At 45.5% G+C, this 25,343-nt stretch carries 29 protein-coding genes; 15 read left to right on the forward strand and 14 right to left on the reverse strand.

Annotated features, from left to right (window positions below):
* Positions 1–257: hypothetical protein (locus JHD45_RS05310; RefSeq protein ID WP_199475474.1), on the reverse strand; the 257-nt coding region annotated here is incomplete at its 3' end.
* A gap of 143 nt (positions 258–400) precedes the next feature.
* Complete coding sequence (locus tag JHD45_RS05315) at positions 401–679, reverse strand: hypothetical protein (protein WP_199475475.1); 279 nt, start codon at positions 677–679, stop codon at positions 401–403.
* A gap of 400 nt (positions 680–1,079) precedes the next feature.
* Here JHD45_RS05315 and JHD45_RS05320 point away from each other — a divergent pair, with 400 nt between their 5' ends.
* Positions 1,080–1,616, forward strand: a complete 537-nt coding sequence (locus JHD45_RS05320) for a DUF3750 domain-containing protein (RefSeq protein ID WP_199475476.1) — start codon at positions 1,080–1,082, stop codon at positions 1,614–1,616.
* Between the two features lie 209 nt (positions 1,617–1,825).
* Positions 1,826–3,730: an alpha-amylase family protein gene (locus JHD45_RS05325; protein WP_199475477.1), complete on the forward strand. Its 1,905-nt coding sequence runs from the start codon at positions 1,826–1,828 to the stop codon at positions 3,728–3,730.
* A gap of 95 nt (positions 3,731–3,825) precedes the next feature.
* On the opposite strand, the gene JHD45_RS05330 is transcribed toward JHD45_RS05325, so the two are convergent.
* Complete coding sequence (locus JHD45_RS05330) at positions 3,826–4,086, reverse strand: YheV family putative zinc ribbon protein (RefSeq protein ID WP_199475478.1); 261 nt, start codon at positions 4,084–4,086, stop codon at positions 3,826–3,828.
* Between the two features lie 107 nt (positions 4,087–4,193).
* Entirely contained in the window at positions 4,194–6,224 is a 2,031-nt protein-coding gene (gene prlC, locus JHD45_RS05335) for an oligopeptidase A (protein WP_199475479.1), read from the reverse strand.
* A 226-nt stretch (positions 6,225–6,450) separates the two neighbouring features.
* Between prlC and JHD45_RS05340 the strand changes: the two genes are divergently transcribed.
* The 8 genes from JHD45_RS05340 to JHD45_RS05375 all read left to right on the forward strand — a co-directional run bounded on the left by JHD45_RS05340 (position 6,451) and on the right by JHD45_RS05375 (position 10,948).
* Positions 6,451–7,011, forward strand: a complete 561-nt coding sequence (locus JHD45_RS05340) for a gamma carbonic anhydrase family protein (RefSeq protein WP_199475480.1) — start codon at positions 6,451–6,453, stop codon at positions 7,009–7,011.
* Positions 7,008–7,472 carry a hypothetical protein gene (locus JHD45_RS05345; protein WP_199475481.1) on the forward strand — a complete coding sequence of 155 codons (465 nt, stop codon included), beginning with the start codon at positions 7,008–7,010 and terminating at the stop codon, positions 7,470–7,472. The genes JHD45_RS05340 and JHD45_RS05345 overlap by 4 nt, the downstream gene beginning before the upstream one ends.
* A 95-nt stretch (positions 7,473–7,567) precedes the next feature.
* Positions 7,568–8,200 carry an RNA polymerase factor sigma-70 gene (locus JHD45_RS05350; RefSeq protein WP_199475482.1) on the forward strand — a complete coding sequence of 211 codons (633 nt, stop codon included), beginning with the start codon at positions 7,568–7,570 and terminating at the stop codon, positions 8,198–8,200.
* Positions 8,197–8,379 carry a zf-HC2 domain-containing protein gene (locus JHD45_RS05355; protein WP_233407604.1) on the forward strand — a complete coding sequence of 61 codons (183 nt, stop codon included), beginning with the start codon at positions 8,197–8,199 and terminating at the stop codon, positions 8,377–8,379. Before JHD45_RS05350 ends, JHD45_RS05355 begins: the two co-directional genes overlap by 4 nt.
* Before the next feature lie 131 nt (positions 8,380–8,510).
* The gene (locus tag JHD45_RS05360; protein WP_199475483.1) at positions 8,511–8,786 is read left to right on the forward strand and encodes a DUF2282 domain-containing protein; all 276 of its coding nucleotides are present in this window, start codon (positions 8,511–8,513) and stop codon (positions 8,784–8,786) included.
* A 21-nt stretch (positions 8,787–8,807) separates the two neighbouring features.
* Positions 8,808–9,707, forward strand: a complete 900-nt coding sequence (locus JHD45_RS05365; RefSeq protein WP_199475484.1) for a DUF692 domain-containing protein — start codon at positions 8,808–8,810, stop codon at positions 9,705–9,707.
* On the forward strand, positions 9,691–10,467 hold the full coding sequence (locus tag JHD45_RS05370) for a DNA-binding domain-containing protein (RefSeq protein WP_199475485.1): 777 nt from the start codon (positions 9,691–9,693) through the stop codon (positions 10,465–10,467). The genes JHD45_RS05365 and JHD45_RS05370 overlap by 17 nt, the downstream gene beginning before the upstream one ends.
* Positions 10,468–10,477: 10 nt before the next feature.
* The gene (locus tag JHD45_RS05375) at positions 10,478–10,948 is read left to right on the forward strand and encodes a DoxX family protein (RefSeq protein ID WP_199475486.1); all 471 of its coding nucleotides are present in this window, start codon (positions 10,478–10,480) and stop codon (positions 10,946–10,948) included.
* A 110-nt stretch (positions 10,949–11,058) separates the two neighbouring features.
* On the opposite strand, the gene JHD45_RS05380 is transcribed toward JHD45_RS05375, so the two are convergent.
* The 10 genes from JHD45_RS05380 to JHD45_RS05425 form a co-directional block, all read right to left on the reverse strand.
* On the reverse strand, positions 11,059–11,646 hold the full coding sequence (locus JHD45_RS05380; protein ID WP_199475487.1) for a biliverdin-producing heme oxygenase: 588 nt from the start codon (positions 11,644–11,646) through the stop codon (positions 11,059–11,061).
* Between the two features lie 62 nt (positions 11,647–11,708).
* A complete protein-coding gene (locus JHD45_RS05385; protein ID WP_199475488.1) occupies positions 11,709–12,143 on the reverse strand; it encodes a YbaN family protein in 435 nt (144 codons plus the stop codon).
* Between the two features lie 44 nt (positions 12,144–12,187).
* Entirely contained in the window at positions 12,188–12,976 is a 789-nt protein-coding gene (gene znuB / locus JHD45_RS05390) for a zinc ABC transporter permease subunit ZnuB (RefSeq protein ID WP_199475489.1), read from the reverse strand.
* 54 nt (positions 12,977–13,030) lie between these two features.
* Positions 13,031–13,825, reverse strand: a complete 795-nt coding sequence (znuC, locus tag JHD45_RS05395) for a zinc ABC transporter ATP-binding protein ZnuC (RefSeq protein ID WP_199475490.1) — start codon at positions 13,823–13,825, stop codon at positions 13,031–13,033.
* Positions 13,822–14,346, reverse strand: a complete 525-nt coding sequence (locus tag JHD45_RS05400; protein WP_199475491.1) for a Fur family transcriptional regulator — start codon at positions 14,344–14,346, stop codon at positions 13,822–13,824. The genes znuC and JHD45_RS05400 overlap by 4 nt, the downstream gene beginning before the upstream one ends.
* Positions 14,346–15,359 (reverse strand): nickel/cobalt transporter, encoded by a 1,014-nt coding sequence (locus tag JHD45_RS05405; protein WP_199475492.1) that lies wholly within the window; start codon positions 15,357–15,359, stop codon positions 14,346–14,348. Before JHD45_RS05405 ends, JHD45_RS05400 begins: the two co-directional genes overlap by 1 nt.
* Positions 15,360–15,498: 139 nt before the next feature.
* Positions 15,499–16,104: a MarC family protein gene (locus JHD45_RS05410; RefSeq protein WP_199475718.1), complete on the reverse strand. Its 606-nt coding sequence runs from the start codon at positions 16,102–16,104 to the stop codon at positions 15,499–15,501.
* 39 nt (positions 16,105–16,143) lie between these two features.
* Positions 16,144–16,779: a LysE family translocator gene (locus tag JHD45_RS05415; RefSeq protein WP_199475493.1), complete on the reverse strand. Its 636-nt coding sequence runs from the start codon at positions 16,777–16,779 to the stop codon at positions 16,144–16,146.
* Between the two features lie 48 nt (positions 16,780–16,827).
* The gene (locus JHD45_RS05420; RefSeq protein ID WP_199475494.1) at positions 16,828–17,415 is read right to left on the reverse strand and encodes a DUF1007 family protein; all 588 of its coding nucleotides are present in this window, start codon (positions 17,413–17,415) and stop codon (positions 16,828–16,830) included.
* A 5-nt stretch (positions 17,416–17,420) separates the two neighbouring features.
* Positions 17,421–18,377 (reverse strand): homoserine kinase, encoded by a 957-nt coding sequence (locus JHD45_RS05425; protein ID WP_199475495.1) that lies wholly within the window; start codon positions 18,375–18,377, stop codon positions 17,421–17,423.
* Positions 18,378–18,913: 536 nt separating this feature from the next.
* On the opposite strand from JHD45_RS05425, the gene JHD45_RS05430 reads away from it, so the two are divergent.
* The 5 genes from JHD45_RS05430 to JHD45_RS05450 all read left to right on the forward strand — a co-directional run bounded on the left by JHD45_RS05430 (position 18,914) and on the right by JHD45_RS05450 (position 25,342).
* On the forward strand, positions 18,914–19,990 hold the full coding sequence (locus tag JHD45_RS05430) for a GGDEF domain-containing protein (protein WP_199475496.1): 1,077 nt from the start codon (positions 18,914–18,916) through the stop codon (positions 19,988–19,990).
* 152 nt (positions 19,991–20,142) lie between these two features.
* Positions 20,143–22,896: a DNA polymerase I gene (polA, locus tag JHD45_RS05435; protein ID WP_199475719.1), complete on the forward strand. Its 2,754-nt coding sequence runs from the start codon at positions 20,143–20,145 to the stop codon at positions 22,894–22,896.
* Positions 22,897–22,924: 28 nt separating this feature from the next.
* Positions 22,925–23,911, forward strand: a complete 987-nt coding sequence (locus JHD45_RS05440; protein WP_199475497.1) for an Abi family protein — start codon at positions 22,925–22,927, stop codon at positions 23,909–23,911.
* Between the two features lie 268 nt (positions 23,912–24,179).
* Complete coding sequence (locus tag JHD45_RS05445) at positions 24,180–24,359, forward strand: hypothetical protein (protein WP_199475498.1); 180 nt, start codon at positions 24,180–24,182, stop codon at positions 24,357–24,359.
* Between the two features lie 380 nt (positions 24,360–24,739).
* Positions 24,740–25,342 (forward strand): GNAT family N-acetyltransferase, encoded by a 603-nt coding sequence (locus JHD45_RS05450; RefSeq protein WP_199475499.1) that lies wholly within the window; start codon positions 24,740–24,742, stop codon positions 25,340–25,342.
* Position 25,343: the final 1 nt, after the last annotated feature.

Below are 25,343 nucleotides of genomic sequence, written 5' to 3' on the forward strand. Positions count from 1 at the left end.
TCATTCAGTTTCAATTGCAGGTCTTGTGCTTTTGCATTTAATACCGCTGCTTTATCTTGAAACGTGTGAACAGTACTCATATCAATGCTGGTATTAACGTTAACACCTCTGCTTTCAAGCTGTTGCTCAAGATTGTTGACTTTCTCTTGGGCTCTGACAACAGAACCGTATGTACCATCACCTGGGGCTGCAAACGCCGCAGAAGCAAAAGAAGTCGTTGCTAATAGAGTCAGTGCTACTTTTGTTAAAGTATTCATAAAACATCTCCTTTGTAGCGAGTTCCAACAGATTTATGACCTGCTTGAACTTTATATTGGACTAACCTGATTAAGTCAGCCCATTGATAAAAGAGTTGCATCTACTCAAAAAATCGATGCAACGGTCACGGATTCACGACAACTTAAGAGTTTTGGCTTTTCAGTTCATTAAGTTGTAGTTGTAGGTTTTCAGCTGCTGTGTTCAATAGTTTAGCTTGCGTATTAACGGTTTTCGCTGTGCTCAGATTCACACCAAGATTTGGCGTTGCACCTAACTGTTGAATTTCACTTTCTAGCTGTTGTACATCCGCTTGTGCTTTTACTTTAGAGCCGTATGAAGCGTCTCCAGGTGCTGCCATCGCAACAGAAGAAATAGAGACCGCTGCAAACAATGCTAATGCGCTTTTAGTTACCAAATTCATATTTACCTCCTAAGGTATTCCGTATTTAAGAGGCGATAGTTTTTAAAAAGAACATCAAATAAATTTAAAAGATCGCCTGTTCATGTCATGTTTTAAATAATAACACTCATTTAAAAAAATAAAATAGAATCGCTTACAGTATCTCTTTCTATTCATTTTTGAATAAAAAAGCGCACCTTTAATTTAATTAAACACATATTATGCATAAAAGAAGAATCGCCAGATAAACAATCAAATCAGAGCAAAATGCTCCCTTATCACCCTTTAAAAAATCAAACAATATGAACGAGATGTTTATATTTGTTACTTCCCTGTGATATTAAGGAAATAACTCGAACGCAATCTTTCATAAACGATCTATACTCAGTCGCTAGATGTCTCAAAAATACATGGAGCCTGCATGAGGTTATTCACTATTACATTATTCGCGTTATTGATTAGTGCCTGTTCTAGCGATAATTGGCGCACTGCCAGCCGTGAACCAGCGGGTCTTGCCGCCGATCCCCAGAAAAACAGAGAAGCGATCATAGAGTTTTACGCCGCTGATGCATTCAGTTGGCGAGGTTGGTTTGCCGTTCATACCTGGATCGCAGTAAAAGAAGAAAATGCCCAAGAATATACCGTCTATGAGGTCGTAGGATGGCGGGTAAAGCGAGGGCTACCTGCCTTAGAGACGTACCAGACCACCACTCCTGACCGTTATTGGTTTGGCGCCAAGCCTGAGAAAATCTTATCTATTCAAGGAGAAAAAGCCCAACGCCTTATCCCGAAAATAACCGCTGCCGTCAAACGCTATCCTTGGGCCAATGAATACGTCGTCTTCCCTGGTCCAAACAGTAATACATTTCCCGCTTGGATAGGTTTACAGGTGCCTGAGCTTGAACTAGACATGCCATTTCGTGCCATTGGTAGTGGCTACGCCGATAAAGCAGAATAAATAGCCACCAGATCCCTAAAAAAATTAAGTCAGTATTTAGAAAGCTCCCATATTGACCCTTCCTATCCCTTTAGGCTACGTTTTCTGTTTGGAAAACGTAGAGCGCTGTTTTTTCGTGGAAGCGAACCCTCTCTCGCCAAACCTTTTAATTTAATTCATACAAATCTATTCTCGCCATTGTTACGAGCACGTCTTTATAAGGCATTAATATGGACATCACGTTTGAAGCACAAAAAACCCTGCAACGTTTATTGGCTGAACTCGATTTCAGCCAACTCACGCCGCAAAAAAAATCCATCCTTATTCAGCGTTTAACAAATGGGTTTCAGCCCCTGTTCAACCAGCTTTTTCCACTCTATGGGCAACGCTTTGACCTGCATTACCACTTAAAGGTATTACTGCAATCCGTTATCGATTTTCATAAAAAAAAGTGCCCTGCTCAAATCAAAAATAAATCTGCATTCTGGTTCGAGTCCAATCAAAATATTGGCATTGCCGTCTATGTGGATTTACTGGCGGATGATCTGAGTTCTCTGATCGAAAAGATCCCTTACTTTGAAGCTTTGGGGGTAAATTATCTGCATCTCATGCCGCTTTATTTATCACCAGAAGGAAACAGTGACGGTGGTTATGCCATTTCGGATTACCGTACGGTGTCCCCTAAGCTTGGCACGAACAAAGATTTAAAAGACCTAGCGTCAGCACTGCATAAAAAAGGCATTCGTATGGTGCTGGACTTTGTATTTAATCACACGTCAGATGAGCATCGCTGGGCACAAGCAGCAAAAGCAGGCGATCAAGAATACCAAGGCTATTACTATTTTATGGATGAACAAGACGCCATAGAATACAACCAAACCGTACGCGAAATATTCCCACAAATTCGACGCGGGAGTTTCACCTATTTACCAGAATTAGATCGCCACGTTTGGACAACCTTTAATTCATTTCAATGGGATCTTAACTATTCCAATCCTGCCGTTTTTGTCGCGGTCGTAGAAGAAATGCTGCACTTGATTCTAAACGGCTGTGATGTGCTACGGCTTGATGCCTTAGCCTTTGTGTGGAAAGAAAAAGGCACCGTATGTGAAAATCTCCCCAAAGCACATAACCTGATCAAAGCCTTTAAAGCCTGCTTAGACATTGCAGCACCGCATGTTGTGTTTAAATCGGAAGCCATTGTCCACCCTGATGAAGTAAACAAATACATTGCGACCGACGAGTGTACGCTCTCTTACAACCCACTTATGATGGCCTTGTTATGGGAAAGTTTAGCGACACGCCAAACGAATTTGTTATATCAATCCCTTGAGCGCAGTTTTCAGATTCCAGAGCACACCAGCTGGGTCAATTATATTCGTTGCCATGACGACATTGGCTGGTTATGGGATGACACCATTTCAGACCGTCTTGGCATTGATGGCATCGGTCATCGTCACTTTTTAAATCAATTCTATACAGGACAATTTGCCGGCTCTTTTGCTGCTGGAGTACCGTTTCAAGAAAACCCAGTCAATGGCGACTGTCGCGTGTGTGGCACATTGGCGTCTTTAGCAGGCGTTGAAAAAGCCATTGCGGCTGACGATCCACTGCTGCTTGATCACGCCATCAAGCGTATACGAGTGCTCAATGGCATCAACTTTGCCATGCCAGGCATTCCCTTGTTGTATCAAGGGGACGACCTTGGCGTACTTAATAACAACGATTATCTGAACGACCCGACAAAAGCAGACGATAGCCGCTGGGTGCATCGTAAAAAACTCACCAGAGCCGATTTTGTATTAGCTGAAGACCTCACCACACCACAAGGAAAAGTCGCTCAGTTGATTCGCGAAATGATTCAGATTCGTAAGGCCAATGACATTTTTGCCGCGAAGGCATTCGAACTGATTTCCCTAGGCAGCGAACATCTCTTCGCCTTCAAACGACAAAGCGGTGATAAGGTTCTGTTGGTCATCGCCAATATTAGCGAACATTACGTACCGATTACCTCCACACTCGGTGAACTTATCGGCAACCAAACCGCAATGAACTTGCTAAACAATGAACAGATTGATTTATCGTCTTTCAGTCTGATTGAACCATTGGATTTGCTGTGGTTAACCAAGGCTTAGTTAGTTTCGTCTCATCATTAACATTGAGATGAAAATCGCCACAAAAAAGCGTATCGACGTTATTTTATAGTCGATCCGCTTTTTTGTATTCTTGATTAATGCTTCGTCGAGCCAGGGTTTGGTATAAAGTTAATCACCATTTCATCCGCTTGTGGGGCGCTGCTATGGGGCGTATTTACACGAGTAGGAATCTCTGTTGGCTGTGCCTGTATTGAGGTGGATTGCTCATCCGTGTACCCACAAGCAATGCACTCACGATATTGCTTTTCTGCGTCATCATCGCGCCAAGCACGAATCTTATCCATTTCATTACAACGAGGACACACTGCCCCTGCGATAAAGCGTTTTACTGTCATAACCCTAATACCTTTAAAAGTAACGTCTGCAAACAACGTTATAAAAAAAACAGCGTCTTGTGCTGACCATCGTCAAGCAAGGCGCTGTTTCCTTGCAGAACGAAAGTTTATGCCGCGATGCCGCTGTGTCTTAATAAGGCATCGGTACTTGGCTCACGACCGCGAAATTCAGCAAATAACTCTGCCGCTGGACGCGAACCACCATTGGCTAATATGGTATCACGGAAGCGTGCACCAGTGTCTTGATTAAAGATGCCATCCTCTTCGAATTTCGAAAAGGCATCGGCCGATAAGACTTCTGCCCATTTATAGCTGTAGTAACCTGCAGCGTAACCACCAGCAAAAATATGCGAAAAACCATTTTGGAAGCGGTTAAAGTCCGGCGGCGTCGTTACTGCCACTTTGCTGCGCACATCGTCAATAACGGACTGAACCGAAATGCCTTTTTGATATTCCCTATGCAAGCGGAAGTCGAATAACGAGAACTCTAGCTGGCGCACCATCTGCATACCCGATTGGAAATTTTTCGCGGCCAACATTTTATCTAACAAGTCCTGCGGTAACGGTTCACCCGTTTCAAAATGACCCGCAATGTGCGCGAGCGCTTCGGGTTCATAACACCAGTTTTCCATAAATTGACTGGGTAACTCGACAGCATCCCACACCACACCGTTAATACCAGAAACGGATGACACATCTACTTGAGTCAACATATGGTGCAAGCCGTGACCAAACTCATGGAACAAAGTCGTGACTTCGTCATGAGTTAACAACGCAGGTTTATCGCCAATCGGTGGCGTAAAGTTACACACTAAATAGGCTACTGGTAACTGCAAACGATTATCACTCAAACGACGACGCGTACGACAAGCATCCATCCAAGCGCCACCGCGTTTTGCTTCGCGAGCATAAGGATCTAAATAAAAGCGTGCAATGTCTTCACCATCCTTACTGATAGTAAATAGCTGTAAGTCTTTGTTATAACTATCAAATTCTTTTTCTTCACGAATATCGACGCCAAATAAGGTTTGTGCCACGTGAAACAATCCTGACAATACCTTATCTATTGGGAAGTAAGGACGCAGTGCCTCTTGAGATATACTGTACTGGTGCTGACGCAATTTTTCCCCATAGTACATCATGTCCCAAGCGTTCAACTCTTCCACGCCATTTTGATCTTTAGCAAAGGCTTTTAATTGCGCAAGATCTTGTTCTGCCGAGCTTTTTGATTTTTTGGCTAGATCTTCTAAGAAGTCGATAACCTGTTGCCCGTTATCAGCCATTTTGGTCGCAACTGACAATTCAGCGTAGTTATCAAACCCAAGAATGTGGGCCATCTCATGGCGTAACGCCAAAATCTCGTCAATTAAAGGAGCGTTATCGAACTTAATGTCGCCTCCTTGATCTGATGCTCGAGTCGCAAAAGCGCGATACATTTCCTCGCGCAAAGCGGCATTATCAGCGTAACTCATCACAGGCATGTAAGATGGGAAATCCAAAGTGAATAACCATCCGTCTTTTTCTTTGGCTTCAGCCATTTGTTTCGCTTGCGCTAGTGCCGACTCTGGTAGCCCCGCTAGCTCACTTTCATCAGTGATCAGTTTGCTCCACGCCTGCGTCGCATCTAAAACGTTTTCGCCAAACTGGCTGCTCAGCTCAGACAAGCGTTGACTGATCTCGCCATAGCGCTTTTTGGCCTCACCCTCGAGAGCCACGCCAGACAACTCAAAGTCTCGGATGGTTTGCTTGAGCGCTTCGCTCTGCGCTTGTGTTAACTCTTTTGCCGCATCACTTTCTGCTAAGCGTTTATAGGCTTGGTAAAGACCCTTGTTTTGCCCTAAATCCGTATAAAACTGAGTCAACTTAGGCAAACAGGCATTATAGGCCTGACGTAACTCGGGCGTATTTTTCACTGAGTTTAAGTGGCTAATCGGAGACCAAAAATTATTTAAGTCGTCGTGAAGCTGGTCTAATGGCAGAACTAAGCTTTCCCAAGTTGGTTGGGCATTTTGACTGACGCAAGCTTCAATCGCGGCTGTGGTGTCTTTTAGTCTTTGCTCTAATTCCGACTCAATCGACGAAACATCAATCGAGGAAAAGGTAGGTAAGCGGGTCGCATCCCATACGGACTGTGGCATATCGTGTTATCCTTCTACGCAAAATAGACAGGCAATCTGCCATATTACGGCACCTTGTCTGACTTCATGTAAGTGGATTAAGCAGAACTAAGACTGCCTAATGAAAAAGCTCATGTATGCCTATAAGATATGTGGTGTTTGTGTTTTTTCAATGCTGGAATCGCTATCATAGCGATAGTTCTTGTTTACTACACACTAATACCGAAATGATGAGAAGAGAGTCTGTATGGTGATGAAATCTTTCCGTGGTCACACACCACAACTAGGGGAACGCGTTTGGGTCGACGAGAGCGCCGTTATCATTGGCGATGTGGAAATTGGCGAAGACAGCTCCGTTTGGCCTTTGGTGGCTATTCGTGGTGACATGCATCGTATTCGCATCGGTGCCAGAACCAGCATTCAAGACAACTCCTGTCTGCACATTACCCATGCCAGCTCCTATAAACCAGAAGGCCATCCTTTAACCATTGGCGATGATGTTACTGTGGGTCATATGTCGATGCTCCACGGCTGCGAAATCGGCAACAAGGTTTTAGTGGGAATGGGCACCACCATTTTGGATGGTGCGGTGATCGAAGAGGAAGTGATCATTGGTGCTGGCTCTTTGGTACCCCCTGGCAAACGTTTGGTATCTGGCTTTTTGTATATGGGTTCGCCAGTCAAACAAGCTCGCCCATTAACAGCAAAAGAAATTGAATACTTCCAATACGCTGGCCTGAACTATGTCAAACTCAAAGATGAGTACTTAGCCGAGACCTCACCATTAGCATCAGGTCCTCAAGAATGAAACGGTCTAATCTCATCTGGCTAGGTTCTCTGTGTCTCGGTATCTTCATTATTTGGGGAATCAGCGCACATTATCAGTTTTATTCAGAAGAGCCACATTTATCCAAACCACAGCAAGCGGCCCTTGATATTACTTTGCTCTCAAACCCACAAGCCTTGCCTTCTTTAGAGGGTAAGTCTGGTGCGAATATTGGCAGCTGGTTTGGCTTGCTACTGCAACCGACGATTTGTGATGCCATTTGCCAAGGTGAGTCCATGGCCTTCGAACAAAGTGGTCAGGTGGTAATTCGCCCTTCGTCTCCTTTGTATAAACAAATAGCCCTTATTATGGAAAAAGAAGGTTATCACGAGAGCCAAGGACTGCTCTTATTGGTGAACCCCAAAGGTCAATTTGCTGGTAGCATTGCACCACCTTACAGCCAACAAAAAATTGAAGAAGCGTTTAAAGCCCTTAATAAATAAGGGCTTTTTCATTTAAAAAAAATATTCCTAAATTTTGTAAGAAAAACTCTGCTATTGACGTCTAAACTATGAAAAAACGACAAGCAGAGGCTTACATGACAAACGCTAGCACCTCACCTGGCTCATCGCCGTCGCCCAATATGGGCGTGTTTTTTGACGTCGAATTCACCCAAGAACTGCGTCAGCAAATGTTGAAATTCGCCCTTCTGCAAGTGCGCGACGAGCAACTTGCTGAAGACGCTGTACAAGAAGCCATGATCTCCGCCTATCAAAATATTGATCGCTTCGCACGCCAAGCGGCACTGAAGACCTGGGTTTTCTCTATCCTGAAAAACAAGGTGATCGACTTACTGCGCAAAGAAAAACGCCATACTGCCGCCAGCCAATTAGAAGAGGGCCCGAATATCAATGGCGAAGCGTTGATCGATGCACTATTTACTGAAAATGGCCATTGGCAGAAAAGTGAACGACCACGAAAATGGGATGACCCAGACCACGGCGTGGAAAACGAACATTTCTGGCGCGTGTTTGATGCCTGCCTAAACGCTTTGCCAGAAAAATATGGTCGATTGTTTATGATGCGTGAGTTTCTGGAAATGGAAACCAGCGAGATCTGCTATAACGAAGAACTCACCATCACTAACCTCAACGTCACCCTTTACCGCGCACGTTTGCGTTTACGTGAATGCTTAGAAGACAACTGGTACGCAGCGGAGCCAACATCATGAATTGCAAACAAGCCACACAACTACTTTCTGAAAAACTTGATCGTCCACTGAACGCCAAAGAAAAAGTGTCCTTAGGTGTGCATACCACCATCTGTGTGTCATGCCGACGCTTCTCTCATCAAGTAGAAGAATTGCGAACAATTTCAAAGCGTTATGTTGAAGAATCAAAAAGCGAATAATTTTTTAAAATTTTTTCCTGTTTTTGTGTAAGAAATCCCTTCCTCACTTCGACAAAGGAATGTCACTACAAGGAAAGGCCGTTGGCCCACCTTGTTTATACAATCCAATAACGAAAAAAGAGGATACACCCATGAAAAACACAAAAGCGACTCTAGCACTAGCCCTTGGTACTGCCGTTGCCCTATCTGCTGTTGCGATGCCAGCGCAAGCGGCTAGCAAAGAAAAATGCTTTGGTGTTGCTATGGCAGGCCAAAATGATTGTAAAGCAGGCCCAGGCACAACCTGCGCAGGAACATCAAAAGTGGACGATCAAGGCAATGCCTTCAAACTCGTTCCAGCTGGCACTTGCATGGACATGAAATCGTCTACCTCTCCCACTGGCCACGGCCAGTTAAAAGCCTTCTAAGCAGACATTTGGAGCCTTCTCATGTCTTGTTTAGCAAACAAAGCCGAAGGTGCGCTTAGCGCATCTTCGGGCTTTTTATCTCGCACTGGTATCAGCCTAAAACCCGTGTATTATCAGACCATCTTGACCGATTTTCCTGAGATAGGTTTCTTTGAAATTCACGCTGAGAACTATCTGAGTAAAGGCGGCCCTGCGCCCTACTTTTTAGCGCAAATTCGTGAACATTACCCGATTACCGTACATGGTGTGGGATTATCCATTGGTGGAGAATCACCTTTGGATGTAGACCATTTAGAACGCGTCGCAACACTGGTTGAGACGGTACAACCAGAGGTGTTCTCCGAACATCTTGCGTGGTCGTCCCATTATTCGCAGTATTTGAATGACTTACTTCCTGTACCGTACGATCAAGCTACACTGGATCGCGTTTGCCGGCACATAGATCAAGTTCAAGAGCGCTTACAGCGCCCTATGCTGTTGGAGAATCCTTCCACCTACTTTGAATTCGCTCGCAGTAATATGAGTGAAGTCGAGTTTTTGAGCACCATCGCTAAACGTACAGGCTGCGGCCTCTTGCTAGATGTGAATAACGTGGAAGTGTCTTGTTTTAATCGTAGAGGAAATCCTTACGAGTATTTGAACGCATTTCCGATGGACGCTGTGGGGCAAATTCACTTAGCGGGCCACACCATGGATACGAATCAAGAACTTCCGCTGAAAATCGACAGTCACGATGACACGGTGAGCCAAAATGTTTGGGGGCTTTATCAGCACACCCTGAGACTGGCAGGCGATGTTCCAACCTTGATTGAGCGCGACGGCAACTTGCCGTCCATTACCGAATTGTTGAAAGAAGCTCAGTTTGCAGATGAGATTCGACAAGCGGTGATTCAGGAGAGACATCATGAACTCGCACTTTAAATCCGCCCTTTTCTCCCAAGACTCACGCTTCTATAACGAGATTAAAGCAGGCTCTTTAGCAGAAAAAGAAACTCGTCTAAACGTCTATCGCAATAATGTATTTGTCTCTTTGATTGAAGCACTGAGTGACATTTTTCCGGTTACCCATTCTGTAGTAGGGGATGATTTTTTTCGTGCTATGGCTCGGGCTTACATTGTTGAGCATCCACCAAGTTCACCTATTTTGCGCGAGTACGGACAACACTTTTCAGACTTTATTCGTGGTTTTGAAGCCGCTAACAGTCTGCCTTTTTTAGCCGACCTTGCCGCGTTGGAGCGTAATTTGCTTACTCTGACTCATGAGAGAGAACACGACACACTGACCCGAGAAGACGTTGCTACGGTGTTTGCCAAGGTTGAAGATCCAAGTACTTTGTATCTGAGTCTACCGCCTAATACGCAACTATTAGCCTCACCCTTTGCCATTGGCTCTTTGTATCAGGCCCATCAGAGTGATGGAAAATTACGCTTAGACGAGGTGGATATTTATGGAAGTGAGTATTTACTTTTATGTAAGTCTTTTCTTTATGCACAACTGCATGTTATCCGCTTTAGCGAAGCCTGTTTTTTAAAGAACCTCTTACAACACAAATCACTGGAAGACGCCATTCCAGATGAAGCCGATTTTGATCTAGGCAGCATGCTGGCCAAATTGATGAAATGGCAGCTGATTAGCCGTATTTCGAACCAACCACCAGCCATTCACCAACAAGAAAAATAAGGAAAACACTATGGTGCGTTTCATACTATCTAGAAGTGAGAGTCTGTTTCATCTGATTCCGGAGTCCGTGATTTTGTTCATAGCCCGCTTTGGTATCGCTGCGGTATTTTGGAAATCCGGTCAGACTAAAATCGAAGGATTCTCTCTAGACATTATCAGCAGACATATGCATCTAGGCTGGCCGCACCTGTCAGACACCGCGATTTATTTATTCGAGAACGATTACAAGCTGCCACTCCTCACCCCTGTGGTTGCCGCTGTGATGGCGGCCTTGGCTGAGCATATTTTATCGACCTTGATTTTATTTGGCTTATTTACGCGTTTAGCGGCATTTGGCTTAGCCTTTATGACCCTGGTGATTGAGATTTTCGTCTACCCGGATGCTTACCCAACCCATGCTACTTGGTTAGCTATTACCTTACTGCTGATGGTAAAAGGGGCAGGCAAACTCTCTTTGGATCATTGGATTAACAAAGGTTAATGCTTAGACACAGGAAGGGTAAACATGGAATGAAGGTCGATTCTTACGTTTGGCGATGAACAAACCGACTGAGATACTTTACATTTTCCAGCCCAATTTGAGCCGACCTATTAGAAAATACGTCGCAATGTGGTTTTATAAAATTCAAAGGCGTCAACAGCGCCTTTTAACACGCGATGGGATTGCTCATCAGTCAGTTCCAGAGCATCCAACTGCGCAACAAATTGACGCCAATGGAGCGCTCGTCCTTCAATGGGCGACGCTAAATGCCATGCACCATGATCTTTATCATAGTAGAGTTTTTGCGTTTCTTTATACAAAAAAGCGGCGCCGATGTTCGACCCTTCGCTGCAATATAACCAACCAATGGCCTCGTATACATCATCCACTCTCGCCACCATACTGGCATCAACCTGTGGCGTTAACCCAAGATCCGCCAAATCCGCTTCGACTGCAGCCAAACGCGATAATGTACTAAGCCCTGGTAGCATAGCTTGCAATGGTTCATGGTGATACAAGGGAGCAACACTAAGATGAAAAAGATACTGCAGCGTTAGAAACTTCGCATAATTTTCTTGACTGGCGAAGGGTTTAGAGGACATCACCATCTGGTCTACCCCATCGTGGTCTCCTCGGGTAGACAGTTTTAAAAATTTAGCGAGGGAGTGTTGATCTTTTTCATCCAAGGTAACGGCCATTTTTTGTCTCATTCAGTATTTAATGTCATTAATGGTAGAAACAATACGAAATAACCGCCAAGCTAAACAGTCGCCTTTTTTACGGATTCGGGGCGAGACCATATCCATATATTGGCGCACAACATGCACCCGATACACAGAGCAATCAGTAAAGTATGCAAGGCACTTAGTAACAATAAAATCGCGCAGACCAGCATACTGATGGTGGCAGCGATTTTACTTTTTCGAGAGACGACACGTCCATGATGCCAGTTATATAACAGAGGGCCCGTAAAACGGTTTTCATGTAAAAATCGATAAATACGCGGCGATGCTTTAGAAGAAGACCAAGCACACAACAAAATAAACTCAGTGGCAGGAATCCCAGGCACCAAAATACCGACAAACGCCATAATCAAGCTCAAGACGGCGATGATCTGAAAAGCCAATCTTTTTGTACGCCCCATCTGCGGAGGTGTTACTGGGTCGACACAGACAGTGTCTTTTAGATCTTTCATTTTTTAACGCCATTTTTTTATCGATGAAAAAAGTATACCACTCGCTAACGCCGCCTAAACGGTAAACTATAAGTAATCAAAAACAACATGGCAGCACACACCACCACACTGGGTCCGGTTGGGGTATCCCAATGATAAGATGCCCACAAGCCACCGCATACGGACAAACAACCAATAAAGCTAGCCATTACCGCCATTTGAATCGGCGTAGCAGACACCTTGCGAGCGGTCGCAGCAGGAATGATCATCAAAGAGGTAATCAGCAACACCCCAACGATTTTCATCGCCACCGCAATAACCAGCGCCACTAGCAACATCAAAAGCAACCGGATCGATTCCACTGGATAGCCTTCCACTTTTGCTAACTCTTCGTTCACCGTCATGGCCAATAATGGCTTCCAAAAAGCCACCAGTAAAGCAATAACGAGCAAACCGCCACCATATACCCAATACAAATCGGTTTGACTAATCGCCAGCAAATCGCCAAATAAATACGCCATTAAATCGATGCGGATATTATCGAGAAAACTCACGGCCACCAAACCAAGAGAAAGAGAAGAGTGGGCGAGAATGCCCAACAAGGTATCCGTAGCGATAATATGCTTCTTTTGCAACGTCACCAAAACAGCGGCCAAGCCCACACACAAAACGATAATGGCAAGGTTCAAATTAACATTCAGCAAAAAGCCCAATGCCACCCCGAGCAAGGCCGAATGGGCAAGCGTATCGCCAAAATACGCCATACGTCGCCATACAACAAAGGAGCCTAATGGCCCTGCTACCGCCGCGACGCCCAGCCCCCCGATTAAGGCTCTGATTAAAAAATCCATCATATTACAGAATACTCCAAACTGGCACGTAGAAAACGACACATAGATATAACGACATTAATGGTGGGAGCAATGGGTGTGATCGTGATGATCACCATCCTGCGGGGTATCAGCGTCGAGCACGTCGCCATGCTTATCATGAACATGATCGTGTTGATGGGCGTAAATGGCGATGGACTCATCTGCGCCAGGAATGCCAAATAAAGCCTGATAAGCAGGGTGTCCAGTCACCTGCTGGGGGGTACCCGAGCAGCACACATGCTGATTAATGCACACTACCGTATCGGTTTTGGCCATGACTAAATGCAAATCGTGAGACACCATCAGCACCGCGCAATGCAACTCATTGCGAATATTTTCTATCAGATTATAGAGCGCCACCTGGCCATTCACATCCACACCTTGTACTGGCTCATCCAGAACCAATAAATTCGGACGATTCAACAAAGCACGAGCTAACAATACCCGTTGCGTTTCTCCTCCTGACAGCACATGTACTTGTGAATTCAACAGATGCTCAACACCAACCTTTTCCAGTGTCGGTAAAATATCACGTTTATTGACGTTACGAACCAGCGCCAAAAAATGCTTCACCGTCAGCGGCAAGGTGGGATCAATGTGCAATTTCTGCGGCATATAACCAATGCGTAATGCTTTATTGCGTATTACTTTACCGGAGGTCGGTTCTTGCAGCCCCAACAAAGTACGAATCAAGGTACTTTTGCCACTACCATTTGGACCGATCAGGGTGACAATCTCCCCCTCGTCTATGGTCATATCAATACTGGACAATAAAATACGACGGTCGAACGTAATGCCGATGTTTTCGAACGTGACTAAACGGGTGCTCACGACTTATCCTTAGCGGCTTTTTTGGCAGCTTCACCCGCACTTTTACAGGTGGCGCACAACCCCGTTAACTCGATGGTTTCCGCACGCAATTCAAAGCCTTGTTTTTTCGCTTTATCGATCAAAGAGGCATGAATGTCTTGATAATCGAACTCCATCACATTGTGGCATTCGTCGCAAATCAAAAAATACCCTTTATGGGCTCTGTCCGCATGGGCACACCCCAAATAGGCATTCATGGACTCCACCTTGTGGATTAAGCCAGCACCGAGTAAAAAGTCCAGTGCACGATAAACCGTCGGAGGAGCCGAATTAAATCCTTCTTCCGCCAATTTTGCCAATAACTGATACGCCCCTAGTGGACGGTGGCTTTCCCAGATCAATTCCAATGCCCGACGACGTACCTTGGTTAAACGCTGCCCTTGTTCCAGACACAATGCTTCCGCCGTCTGCAGCGCCGATTCAACACAATGGTCATGATCGTGATGCTCTTCATCCTTAGGATGATTGTGTTTTTCACTCATTAAAAAGGCCTTCCTGCATAGCTTGCGTACGTCCAAATCATGGAAATACTGATAATAATTAGAGCAATCGCTGCAAAATACCCAAAGCCAACGGATAGCCGTCTCTGCCAGACGCCTTGTGTACCTGTGATTGCAAAACTGCTGTCGCGTATCATAACACTAATGATCGCCAACCCTGCCACCGTGATGGCTGTCCCCAGAGACATCGCTGCTGTCGCCACGAGTCCCCAATGAAAAATACCGGCACTCATGGAAAACACCAAAACCAGCACGGCGCCAGTACAGGGACGTATCCCCACGGCTCCCACCATAGCCCAAATACTACGACGGTCCGCTTTTTGGTCATCCAACACAACCTGCTCGGTAGACTTGACTTCACCCTGATGATGTTGGCAAACCGAGTGGTCACAATCTTTATGCTCACCACCATGATCATGGGTATGAGTATGAGTATGAGTGTGATGAGCCTCTATGTGCTTGTGATCATGGGAATGATCGTGCCCACAGCTGGACTTACCTCGTAGTAAACGCACCAACATCCAGACACCAATTAAGCCCACGGCAGCAAAACTGGCGATCTCGAAAAATTGGCTGATGCGCATGGCCTTACCAACTAGGGAAAATATCTGCCCCAACACCACAATCAAGGCCACCGCCATCAAGCCTTGTACGGCCGCACACAAAAAAGACAGGCTAATGGCTCGGCGCAGTGGCGCGCGACTGGCTAACATATAAGAAGAAATGACGGCTTTACCATGGCCCGGCCCCGCCGCATGGAAAATGCCATAAATAAAGCTTCCTGAGACTAAAGACCACAGCAGCGCTGGGCTATCGTGACAACTTAGCTTTTGCACCGCCATCACCAACTGACGGTGTAAATCCACCTGCTCGTAGACCACCCAGTTAAGAAAGCGTGTATAACCAAAATCGCTCCAATCCCAAGCAGCATAGGCATCAATCGGCATCGACAGACATACACAGGACATCAACAAAAAAACGGCGTTCTTAGCCATCAACTTCTCACTTAGTCACCACAATCCCGTTATACTATAACAGGACGGAGACAAGAAGAAGTCGACGCACCAATACGCCGTTTCAAAAAATGACTTTTCGCTGTAAAACAGGCCCTAGGAGGCACAATAATACTGACGGTTAAGCCGGATGCAAAAAGCCCATCACGCCACTCATTAAAATTTGCGATGCCATTGCCGCCAGAATCAAGCCCGTAATTTTAGACAAGACATTTAATCCTGTTCGCCCAAGCATCTTTTCGATTAACGAGCCAGAATACAAAATCACCGCCAAAGATAAGAGGGCGAGCAGCAACCCCATGATCCCCATGACTAATTGCCAACCATGGAGTTCAGCACCGTATACCAAAATAGTACCGATGGTGGCCGGACCAATAATAATAGGCACTGCCAAAGGAACGACTGATACATCGTCACGCTCTTCACTCGGCATGCCCACGGCGTGGTTACGTGTGCCATCTTTGACCAAGCTTAAAGCGGACAAAAATAGCAACACACCGGAGCCAATGCGGAATGCATCCAAAGTAATGCCTAGTACATTAAATAACGCCCCACCAAAAAATAGCAGCACCATAGCAATGACTAATGAGGCAATCAGTGCCTTATTAGCCACTTGTCGTCGTGAGGCCGCAGACTCACCTCGCGTTAACGCGAGAAACATAGACAGCACAAAAAAGGGAGCAAACAGGAAAAAGAATTTAATCCAAGTCGTAATTAATAAGCTTATCAAGAGAGTTGTCCAAGATCGGCATTGCTTAGAAAGGGATCACCTTTGAAACAATGCGAGTTTCACACCAAAGCCCAACAGCAATACTCCCGTTAGACTATCCAAGACTTGCGCCACTTTTGGTCGCGCCAGCCACACTCGCGCTCGATGAACCATAAGCGCGAGAAACGTTTGCCACACCATCGCTATGATAAAGTGAAGGGAGGCCATAAAAAGCGATTGAACCAAGGCTGAATGAGCCGGGTCAATAAATTGCGGCAAAAATGCCATGTAAAAAATAATCGGTTTCGGATTCAATACATTCGACAGAATGCCTTGGCGAAAACATCCCCAGCGCGTCAGAGCTCTAGGGGATTTTACTTCCTTAAACGTCATGCCCTTCGGAGCCAACGCACTGCGGATGGCTTGTACCCCCAAGTACACAAGATAAGCTGCGCCAAGCAGTTTAAAGACGGTAAACAGCTCAGCCGACCCCAGTAGAATGACCGACAACCCCAATGCAGATACCGTCGCATGGGCAAACAATCCCATACAAATACCTAAGCTTGTCAAAAATCCTAAACGCCAACCCCCGGATGCGGCATTACGCATCACCAAAATCGTATCCACACCAGGACTTAAGGTCAGCAGTGTGATTGCGACCAGAAAAGGCAACCATTGGAAATGTTCTAACATCAAGACAAGCCCTTCAGACAACGTACAATAGGATGATCGTATAGAATGTTACTGCGACGGTTCACAGGTTAAATCCACCCAAGTCTCAATGCCTCGCTCTTTGCCATCGTGACTAATGGGCGTACAACTCTCTGCCAATTTGCCAGAAAGACGCAGTAATCCTTCTTCCAACGGCACCATGGCAAAGTAATATTCTGGATCACCAAAAGCGATACTCAAGGTGGACTGATTGAGATTCACTGGCGTCTTTAACGTCACTTTGAGATTCACCCAGAGCAGCTTATTCTTAAAACCAAAATCAGTGATCTTTACTTCTTTTGGCTTCACGTCTTTTTTGTTCACTTTGAGATGGACAAAATAGTCGTTTTTCTTAAGGTTCTGCAAGCCTTTTAATAACTCCTGGCGCTCCTCACCCGTTAACTGACCATCGCCATTCGTATCGTAGTTTTCCAGCAAACTAACAGAGGTAAACGCATCCATTGACCAGGTCGCGTTAAACGTTTGGATCGTTGGAGTATCCACCGTGATTTGATATTGAGAATCCACCCAGATATGGGGATGAGCCAGTGCCTGACTCGCCCCTAACAGCGTCCCTAAAACAAGCACTATACCGCGCAACACCGACAATGAAGACAAGGTTACTACTCCATCAAGGCAGGTGCATAGCGCACTCGCGCCTCTAAAATACGTTGAAATTCGCGCGGATCGTGTTGCTGAGCCAAGCGTTCAGGATCATGCTTTGCCTTATGCCAAGCTTCCAAACGAGATAACCAGAAACGCAATGCGGCAATGCGTAGCATATAAGGCCAAGCGGCAATCTCCTCAGCACTCGGCTCTCGCTCATGTATGTAAGCGTTCACTAATGAGCGATACTTTTCCATATCCAGCTCACCGGTAGCCATGTCAGAACACCAATCATTCACTACAATCGCAAAATCGTACATGGTCCAAGCATAGCAGGCATTATAAAAATCAATAATCGCGGATAACTGCCCATTCTCAAATAATGTGTTGTTGTAGAAAAGGTCGCCGTGAATGGTCGTCTTCGGTAAATGGTCATGCTGAGCAATAAACACGTCAAACTCCGCCACTTGCGCCATCAACAGCGTGGCTTGTTCAGGCTCTAACTCATGTTCAATGGCTTTGCTCGTTTCGCGCCACCAGTTGATACCACGATGACTTTCACGATGCTCGGCAAAATCTTCTCCGGCCACATGCAGCTTGGCCAACGCCGCCCCCATCAAGCGGCACGAATCCACATCCGTTTCTTTTAATTCACTCCCGGGGAAGCAATCAACAATAATAGTGGGGCGCCCCTTCACCACACGCAAACGTTCCCCATGAATATCGATCAATGCCGCTGGTACGTTAAAGCCTTTATGCTTTAAATGCGCCACCACATTCAAGAAATACGGCACCTCTTCAAATTCGAACTCTTCAAACAAAGTCACCACATACTTTCCTGTGGTGGTTGTAAGAAAGTAATTGGTGTTTTCTACACCACCAGCAATTCCTTTAAAGGAAACCAGTTCACCTAAATAATAATCAGCCACAAGGCCGCGCATGTCAGAGTCCGAGAGGGAAGTGTAAACAGCCAAGTTTCTACCTATAAATCGTTAAAAAGAAGTCGAAGAACATCATAAAGAGACCTTTTTATCCTATTAGAGCCATGTCCGACTCGATGAATACGTTGCTCAAATCCATTGTTCGCCCCGTTTTTACCAACACGGTTACAGAGCAAAGGTCTCAACACGCCTATGCTCCACAATAAGCATCAAAAGGTCAATTTGTTCTATGTAATTCTGTCGTTTGCCTAAAAAATTTTTCTTATCTGAGCAATTTGTCGATTTGGCATCTAAACTTACTTTTCAGGTTTAGCGACTAAACGGGCTAGAGCGGCTTAGCCCAAACAAAATAGCAATTCCAATAGAACCTTCTTATACTAAAGAGACAACCTTATGAACAAAATCAAGAGGACGGCGTCAATAAAGACACCATAAAGAAGCAAAGCTAAAGGTTAACGCTCACTATAGATTAGGTGAAAACAGGAAGCAGAAGTGTCAATTAATCAAATCAGTCCATATAAACACGGTCTTTTTTATCCAATTCAATAAGCAACACTCGGAGTCACCCTTTGAGACTAAAAGCAGAGGAAAGCAAACTAGCCATCGCCGCTTTATATAGGGTTCTTGGAGCCTCCCTTGTGTGCTGTCTATTCTATAACGTTTTCTTTTTTTATTTTCCTTCTAAATACCTATTCGATACCATCGCTCCGCGGCTCATTATGTTGTCCTGCCTAGCGCTATTGATCTATTTTTATGTCAACCCTAGGGCACACTTCAAAAATACGGTTAGAGCCTTCATTGCCCTAGTGATAATGTCCTTTGTTCCACCGAGTCTTTATTTTATTGTCATGGCATGGCAAGGCAAATGGCTGTTAATAGAAAGGCTTCCCCCAACATCCGGCATTACCTTATCCTTGTTAATTCTAGGATTAATGATGCTACCAAGAAAACAAAAAAAATACGTCGTGCTCTCATGGTCAGTGATCGCCATCCCGACGTTTCATTACCTTATTTACCATCCGGCTGAACTGCATACCGAACGGGGCTACGAACTCGTTTCATTGTTTGGCCCTGCCTGCTTGATACTCTATGTCATCTACCCTTATCAAAGTGGCATCCGTCATCATATGGATGAAATTACCTTTAATTTACGACGCTCGGAAGCAGAAGCCGATCGTGATTTTTTAACCGACGTATTCAACCGTCGCGGATTACAACATTGGCTGGAACAACTCACAAAAAACGATCAAATCTGTGTGATACTGATCGATGTGGATCATTTTAAAAGCATCAATGACCGCTACGGGCATACGACTGGCGACAAAGTTCTAATCGAAGTCGCGTCCAGAATGCGCTCCATCTATTTTGAAAAACACGCCATTGCTCGTTGGGGTGGAGAAGAGTTTATCGTCATCATGGTGAACCCAAAGAAGCAGTCTGCCTCCAATATTGGCTCCATGTTCCAGGTCGCCCTGAGTAACCTGCCCTATAAAACGGTCGGAAAATTAACCGTTAGTGTAGGTCAATCCGAAATTCACTCCTGTGAACACTTTATGGATTTACTTGAACAAGCCGATAAAGCCCTCTACTACGCCAAAAATAACGGTCGAAATCAGGCCATTATTTACAATAACACGCTCTCTTAGATTGTGTCTCACCCAAGACACGGCCTAGCTAAAGCACTTAATTCCAGTTTGGACTGTAAAAATCATCTCAACCGCTTAGAATAGACCTCATATTTGCCGATTCACAAAGAGGTTCTATTTTGGCTACGGATTCTAAAACAAACACACCACCTATGGTTTTGGTAGACGGTTCATCCTACCTTTATCGAGCATTCCACGCGATTCCACCGATGCATACCAGCGATGGTCATCCGACCAACGCCACCCGCGGTGTAATCAGCATGATCCGCAGCCTTATCAAAACCTACCCTGATTCCCCCATGGTGATCATCTTTGATGCCAAGGGCAAAACCTTCCGCGACGAGATCTACAGCGACTACAAAGCACACCGTCCGCCCATGCCTGATGACCTTCGCCCGCAAATCGAGCCCATTCACCGTATGGTGGAAGCCATGGGCTTGCCACTCGTCATTATTGATGGCGTCGAAGCCGACGACGTCATCGGCACCATTGCCAAGCAAGTGGGCGAGCAAGGCCGTGAGGTTGTTGTTTCCACGGGGGATAAAGACATGGCCCAGCTGGTCACCGAAAAAGTCACCCTAGTGAACACTATGAACAATACCGTCATGGACATCCAAGGCGTCAAAGACAAATTCGGCATTCCACCTGAACTTATCATCGATTACCTCGCACTGATGGGCGACAAAGTCGATAATATCCCTGGCGTACCAGGGGTTGGAGAAAAAACCGCCCTAGCCTTGCTACAAGGGTTAGGCAGCATCAAAGACATCTACAACCGCTTAGACGAGATTGCCGCTTTGGGCTTCCGTGGCTCCAAAACCATGGCGAAAAAGATGGAAGACAACAAAGAAATGGCGGAGCTGTCTTACACTCTGGCGACCATCAAATGCGACGTGGAACTGCCCTTTGATCCGCAAGACCTGAAAAATGGCGAAACGGACAAAGAAAAACTGCGCGAGTGGTATACCAAGCTGGAATTCAAAACCTGGCTATCTGATCTGGACAAAGCGCCGAGCGTCGAAACCGCCAGCGATACGGTTGGTAATATTTCTTCTGAACAAAAAGACGGCCAAGTGGACACACCCGTTAAGTCCGACCTCGAAGCCAACTACACCACGGTATTGGATAAAGAGACCTTTGCCGTTTGGCTAAAGAAAATCCAAACCGCCGAACTGGTTGCCTTCGACACCGAAACCACCTCGCTGAACTACATGGCCGCCGAACTGGTGGGCTTGTCTTTTTCAGTAGAAGCGGGCGAAGCCGCTTACGTTCCCGTCGCCCACGACTACGAAGGCGCCCCCGAACAACTGGATCGCGATTGGGTGTTAGAACAACTCAAACCTTGGCTCGAAGACGACAGCCAAGCCAAAGTCGGCCAACACCTAAAATACGACGCCAACGTCCTCAATAACTATGGCATCACCTTACGCGGCATCGCTTACGACACCATGTTGGAATCCTACGTCTACAACTCCGTGAGTTCCCGTCATGACATGGACACCCTTGCCAGCAAGTTCCTCGGCCACACCAACGTCAGCTTTGAAGACATCGCCGGCAAAGGCGCGAAACAAAAAACCTTCAACCAAATCGATTTAGAAGTAGCCGCTTTCTACGCCGCTGAAGACGCTGACATCACCTTGCGCTTGCATCAAGCCATTTGGCCAAAAATCGAAACCACACCCGAATTGGTCAGCATTTTTAAAGACATCGAATGCCCATTGATTCCCGTCTTGGCGAAAATGGAACAAACTGGCGCCTTAATCGACCCAGAGCTTTTGCATATCCAAAGTGGTGAGATCGCCGGCAAACTGCAAGAGATCGAGATCAAAGCCCACGAAGAAGCGGGCGAAAGCTTTAACCTTAGCTCGCCGAAACAACTACAAGTGATCCTGTTCGAAAAACAAGGCTTGCCCGTTATCAAGAAAACCCCCAAAGGCCAGCCATCCACAGCGGAGCCGATCTTGCAAGAACTAGCGCAAGAGTACGAATTGCCGCGTTTGATCATGGAACACCGCAGTCTGTCTAAGTTGAAATCCACTTATACCGACAAATTGCCAGAGATGCTCCAGAAAACGGGCCGCATTCATACCTCTTACCACCAAGCCGTCACCGCGACAGGCCGTTTGTCATCAACTGATCCGAACTTGCAGAACATCCCCATTCGTACTACCGAAGGTCGTCGCATTCGCCAAGCCTTTGTGGCACCGAAAGGTTACAAACTGGTCGCCGCCGATTACTCGCAAATCGAACTGCGCATCATGGCCCACTTGTCCCAAGATAAAGGGCTATTAGATGCCTTCGCCAAAGACGCCGACGTGCACAAAGCTACCGCCTCGGAAGTCTTCGACGTTAGCTTAGAAGAAGTCACCACTGAACAACGCCGCCGCGCCAAAGCCATCAACTTTGGATTGATCTACGGCATGTCCGCCTTTGGTCTAGCGAAACAACTGGGTATTGGTCGCCCAGAAGCAGGCAAATACATAAAACGCTACTTCGAACGTTACCCAGGCGTACAGCAATACATGGAAAACACCCGCGAAGGCGCGAAAGAAAAAGGCTACGTGGAAACCATCTACGGCCGCCGCTTGTACCTGCCAGACATCAAAGCGAAAAACGCCATGATGCGCCAAGCCGCCGAACGCACCGCGATCAACGCCCCGATGCAAGGCTCCGCCGCCGACATCATCAAACGCGCCATGATCAAGATGCACGACTGGCTCGCCGATACCGACCTAGACGTGAAAATGATCATGCAAGTACACGATGAACTCATCTTCGAAGTGGCTGAAAAAGACCTCGACGCCGCCAAAGAAAAAATCGTCGACATCATGCAGAATAGTAGTCAGATTGATGTGCCATTACTTGTCGAAGCGGGAGTTGGGGATAACTGGGACGAGGCGCATTAAAAATAACATTTAAAAGCAAGGATGCTTTATGAAATACCAAAAACCTTGGAAATCCTTTGAAGAGCAACTGCAATTGCTCAAAGTTCGTGGAATGAAAATTGGCGAGCCTAATCAGGCTCGCTCATACCTAGAGCGAATTGGCTATTATCGATTAAGTGCATATTGGTACCCATTTCGCACCTTCCAATTAGAGACGAATAAACAGAACAATAAACTCATTCTGAAAGCGCAAGATGAATTTCATCCAAACACCCACTTTTTAGATGTCGTAAATCTATATCTATTTGATAAATCTTTGCGTTTGAGCCTCACCGATGCACTAGAAAGAATCGAAATCGCGCTTAGGGTCGATATGGCCTACTTACTTGGCACTAAAGATGCTTTTGCATATCGAGACAAAACGCGCTTTCACCCCACATTTGCCAATAAAAAGTTTCGTGGTAAACCTGCCTTTGAGACATGGCAAGAGAAGTACTCGGGATTACTAAAACGCTCTAAAGAAGACTTCGTAAAACACTTCCATAGACGGTACCCAGGCGAAGACCTACCAATATGGATAGCGATCGAAATTTGGGATTTTGGCGCTATGTCTCAGCTTTTTTCTATGATGCAAACTAAAGATCAGACACAAATTGCTCAGAAATATGGAGTACAAGATTTCTCTGTATTCGCCAGTTGGCTAAGGTCACTAAACTACTTGAGGAATATTGTTGCTCATCACAGCAGGCTTTGGAACCGCAACATCATTGATCAGCCTAAACTACCGAACCTTGGTCAGATCAAATGGTGCGACAACTTTATTGGAAAGCAAGACTTGATCGCTAAGCCATTTCTACTTATCGCGATTGTAAGACACCTTATTTTAGTGATTTGTCCAAATACTCACTGGCATACCAGACTAAAGCAGATGCTAGAGGGCTTTCCTGAACTAAAATCAGAGAAAACCTGCTCGATTAAAGACATGGGCGCACCAGAAAACTGGCAAGAATGGTGGACACAAAAAACCCCCGCGTAAACTCCGAAGAGCCAAGAGGCAGGGGCCGTGTTAATTGCAATACTAAAACACTCGCTAGCTTTGTGCAATGTTATAAACACATTGAGACATGTTCTCAGAACCTTTTACGGCATTGTAAGCGCCTACGATAGAAAATCCCACCCAGGGACAGTCATCGCAATGATATAGAACAGACATAAAAAAAGAGCACGACAAATGCTCTTTTTTATAATGAAAAATGATAGTTCGTGGCAGCCCTTTAGCTCTTTGGGATCAGGGTGACTAAACAATGTTTAGTCTAACCATCAACGATGTCACTGGCGAATCATTGGTAGCGCGAGAACATATGAACAATCCAGTAATGAGTCATATGTTAAGCCCTTCTACATGGTCAATTTTAGTACTGACGCTAACGCATCGCAACCGACAACAAACAGTCCGTGATAAAGAACATTCAGGGAGGGTGTAAAATAACCAAAATAGTCTGCTAGAAAGCTTTTTTAAGCATAAAAAACTCCTAAGCAAATCAGCCTCAAGTAGCCTCATTGGAAGGAGCCATGTTGGGATTAATTATGTATCAGTCGTTCACTCTTCGCAATACCAAAATAATTGGGCTAGATATAAGTGCCAAATTATTATCAAATACATCGTGATCAACTTGCACTACTGGCTACAGACCACCGACCTCGACGCAAGGAAAGAGAAAATCGTCGATATTATGCAGAACAGCAGCCAAATCGACGTACCTTTGCTTGTTGAGGCTGGGGTTGGTAACAACTGGGACGAGGCGCATTAAGCCTCGTCAAGTCTTAGGGGATCAGATTCCTTCCATGATCGATAGGTGTAAAATTGAAAGTTCAGCAAATTACTCTCACTGGTAAAATTATACGCTTAGAACCGATGAAACTTGAGCATGTGGAGGCACTTAGCTTAGTCGGGGTAGCTCCTGAACTGTGGCATTTACAACCTGCACCTATATCCTCACAAGAAGAAATGCATCTTTACGTAGCTAAAGCACTCAACCAATTTCAGGCTGGTGAAGCGTTACCTTTTGTCATCGTCAGTATTGCAGATGAAAAAATAATTGGCACTACACGATATATGGACATATCACCACAAAATCGCAGACTCGAGATTGGAGCAACATGGTTGTCGCCATCACATCAGCGAACGGGCGCTAATACTGAAACAAAATCGCTTCTACTTACCTATGCATTTGAAAGTTTAGGCGTACAGCGAATTGTTTTTAAGACCGAGGTTTTAAATGAGAAATCACGTAATGCACTATTGCGGTTAGGAGCAATTGAAGAGGGAACATTTAGGAAGCATTTGATTGCAACTTCAGGTAGAGCTAGAGATATGGTTTATTTTTCTATCCTTGATCATGAATGGCCACAGATTAAGGAGCGACTAAAAATGCTAACGGATAAGTATCTACCGAGACCCGAATAAA

Origin of the sequence: Marinomonas spartinae, assembly GCF_016461715.1 — a bacterium.
In the GTDB taxonomy this organism is placed as follows: Bacteria; Pseudomonadota; Gammaproteobacteria; order Pseudomonadales; family Marinomonadaceae; genus Marinomonas; species Marinomonas spartinae_A.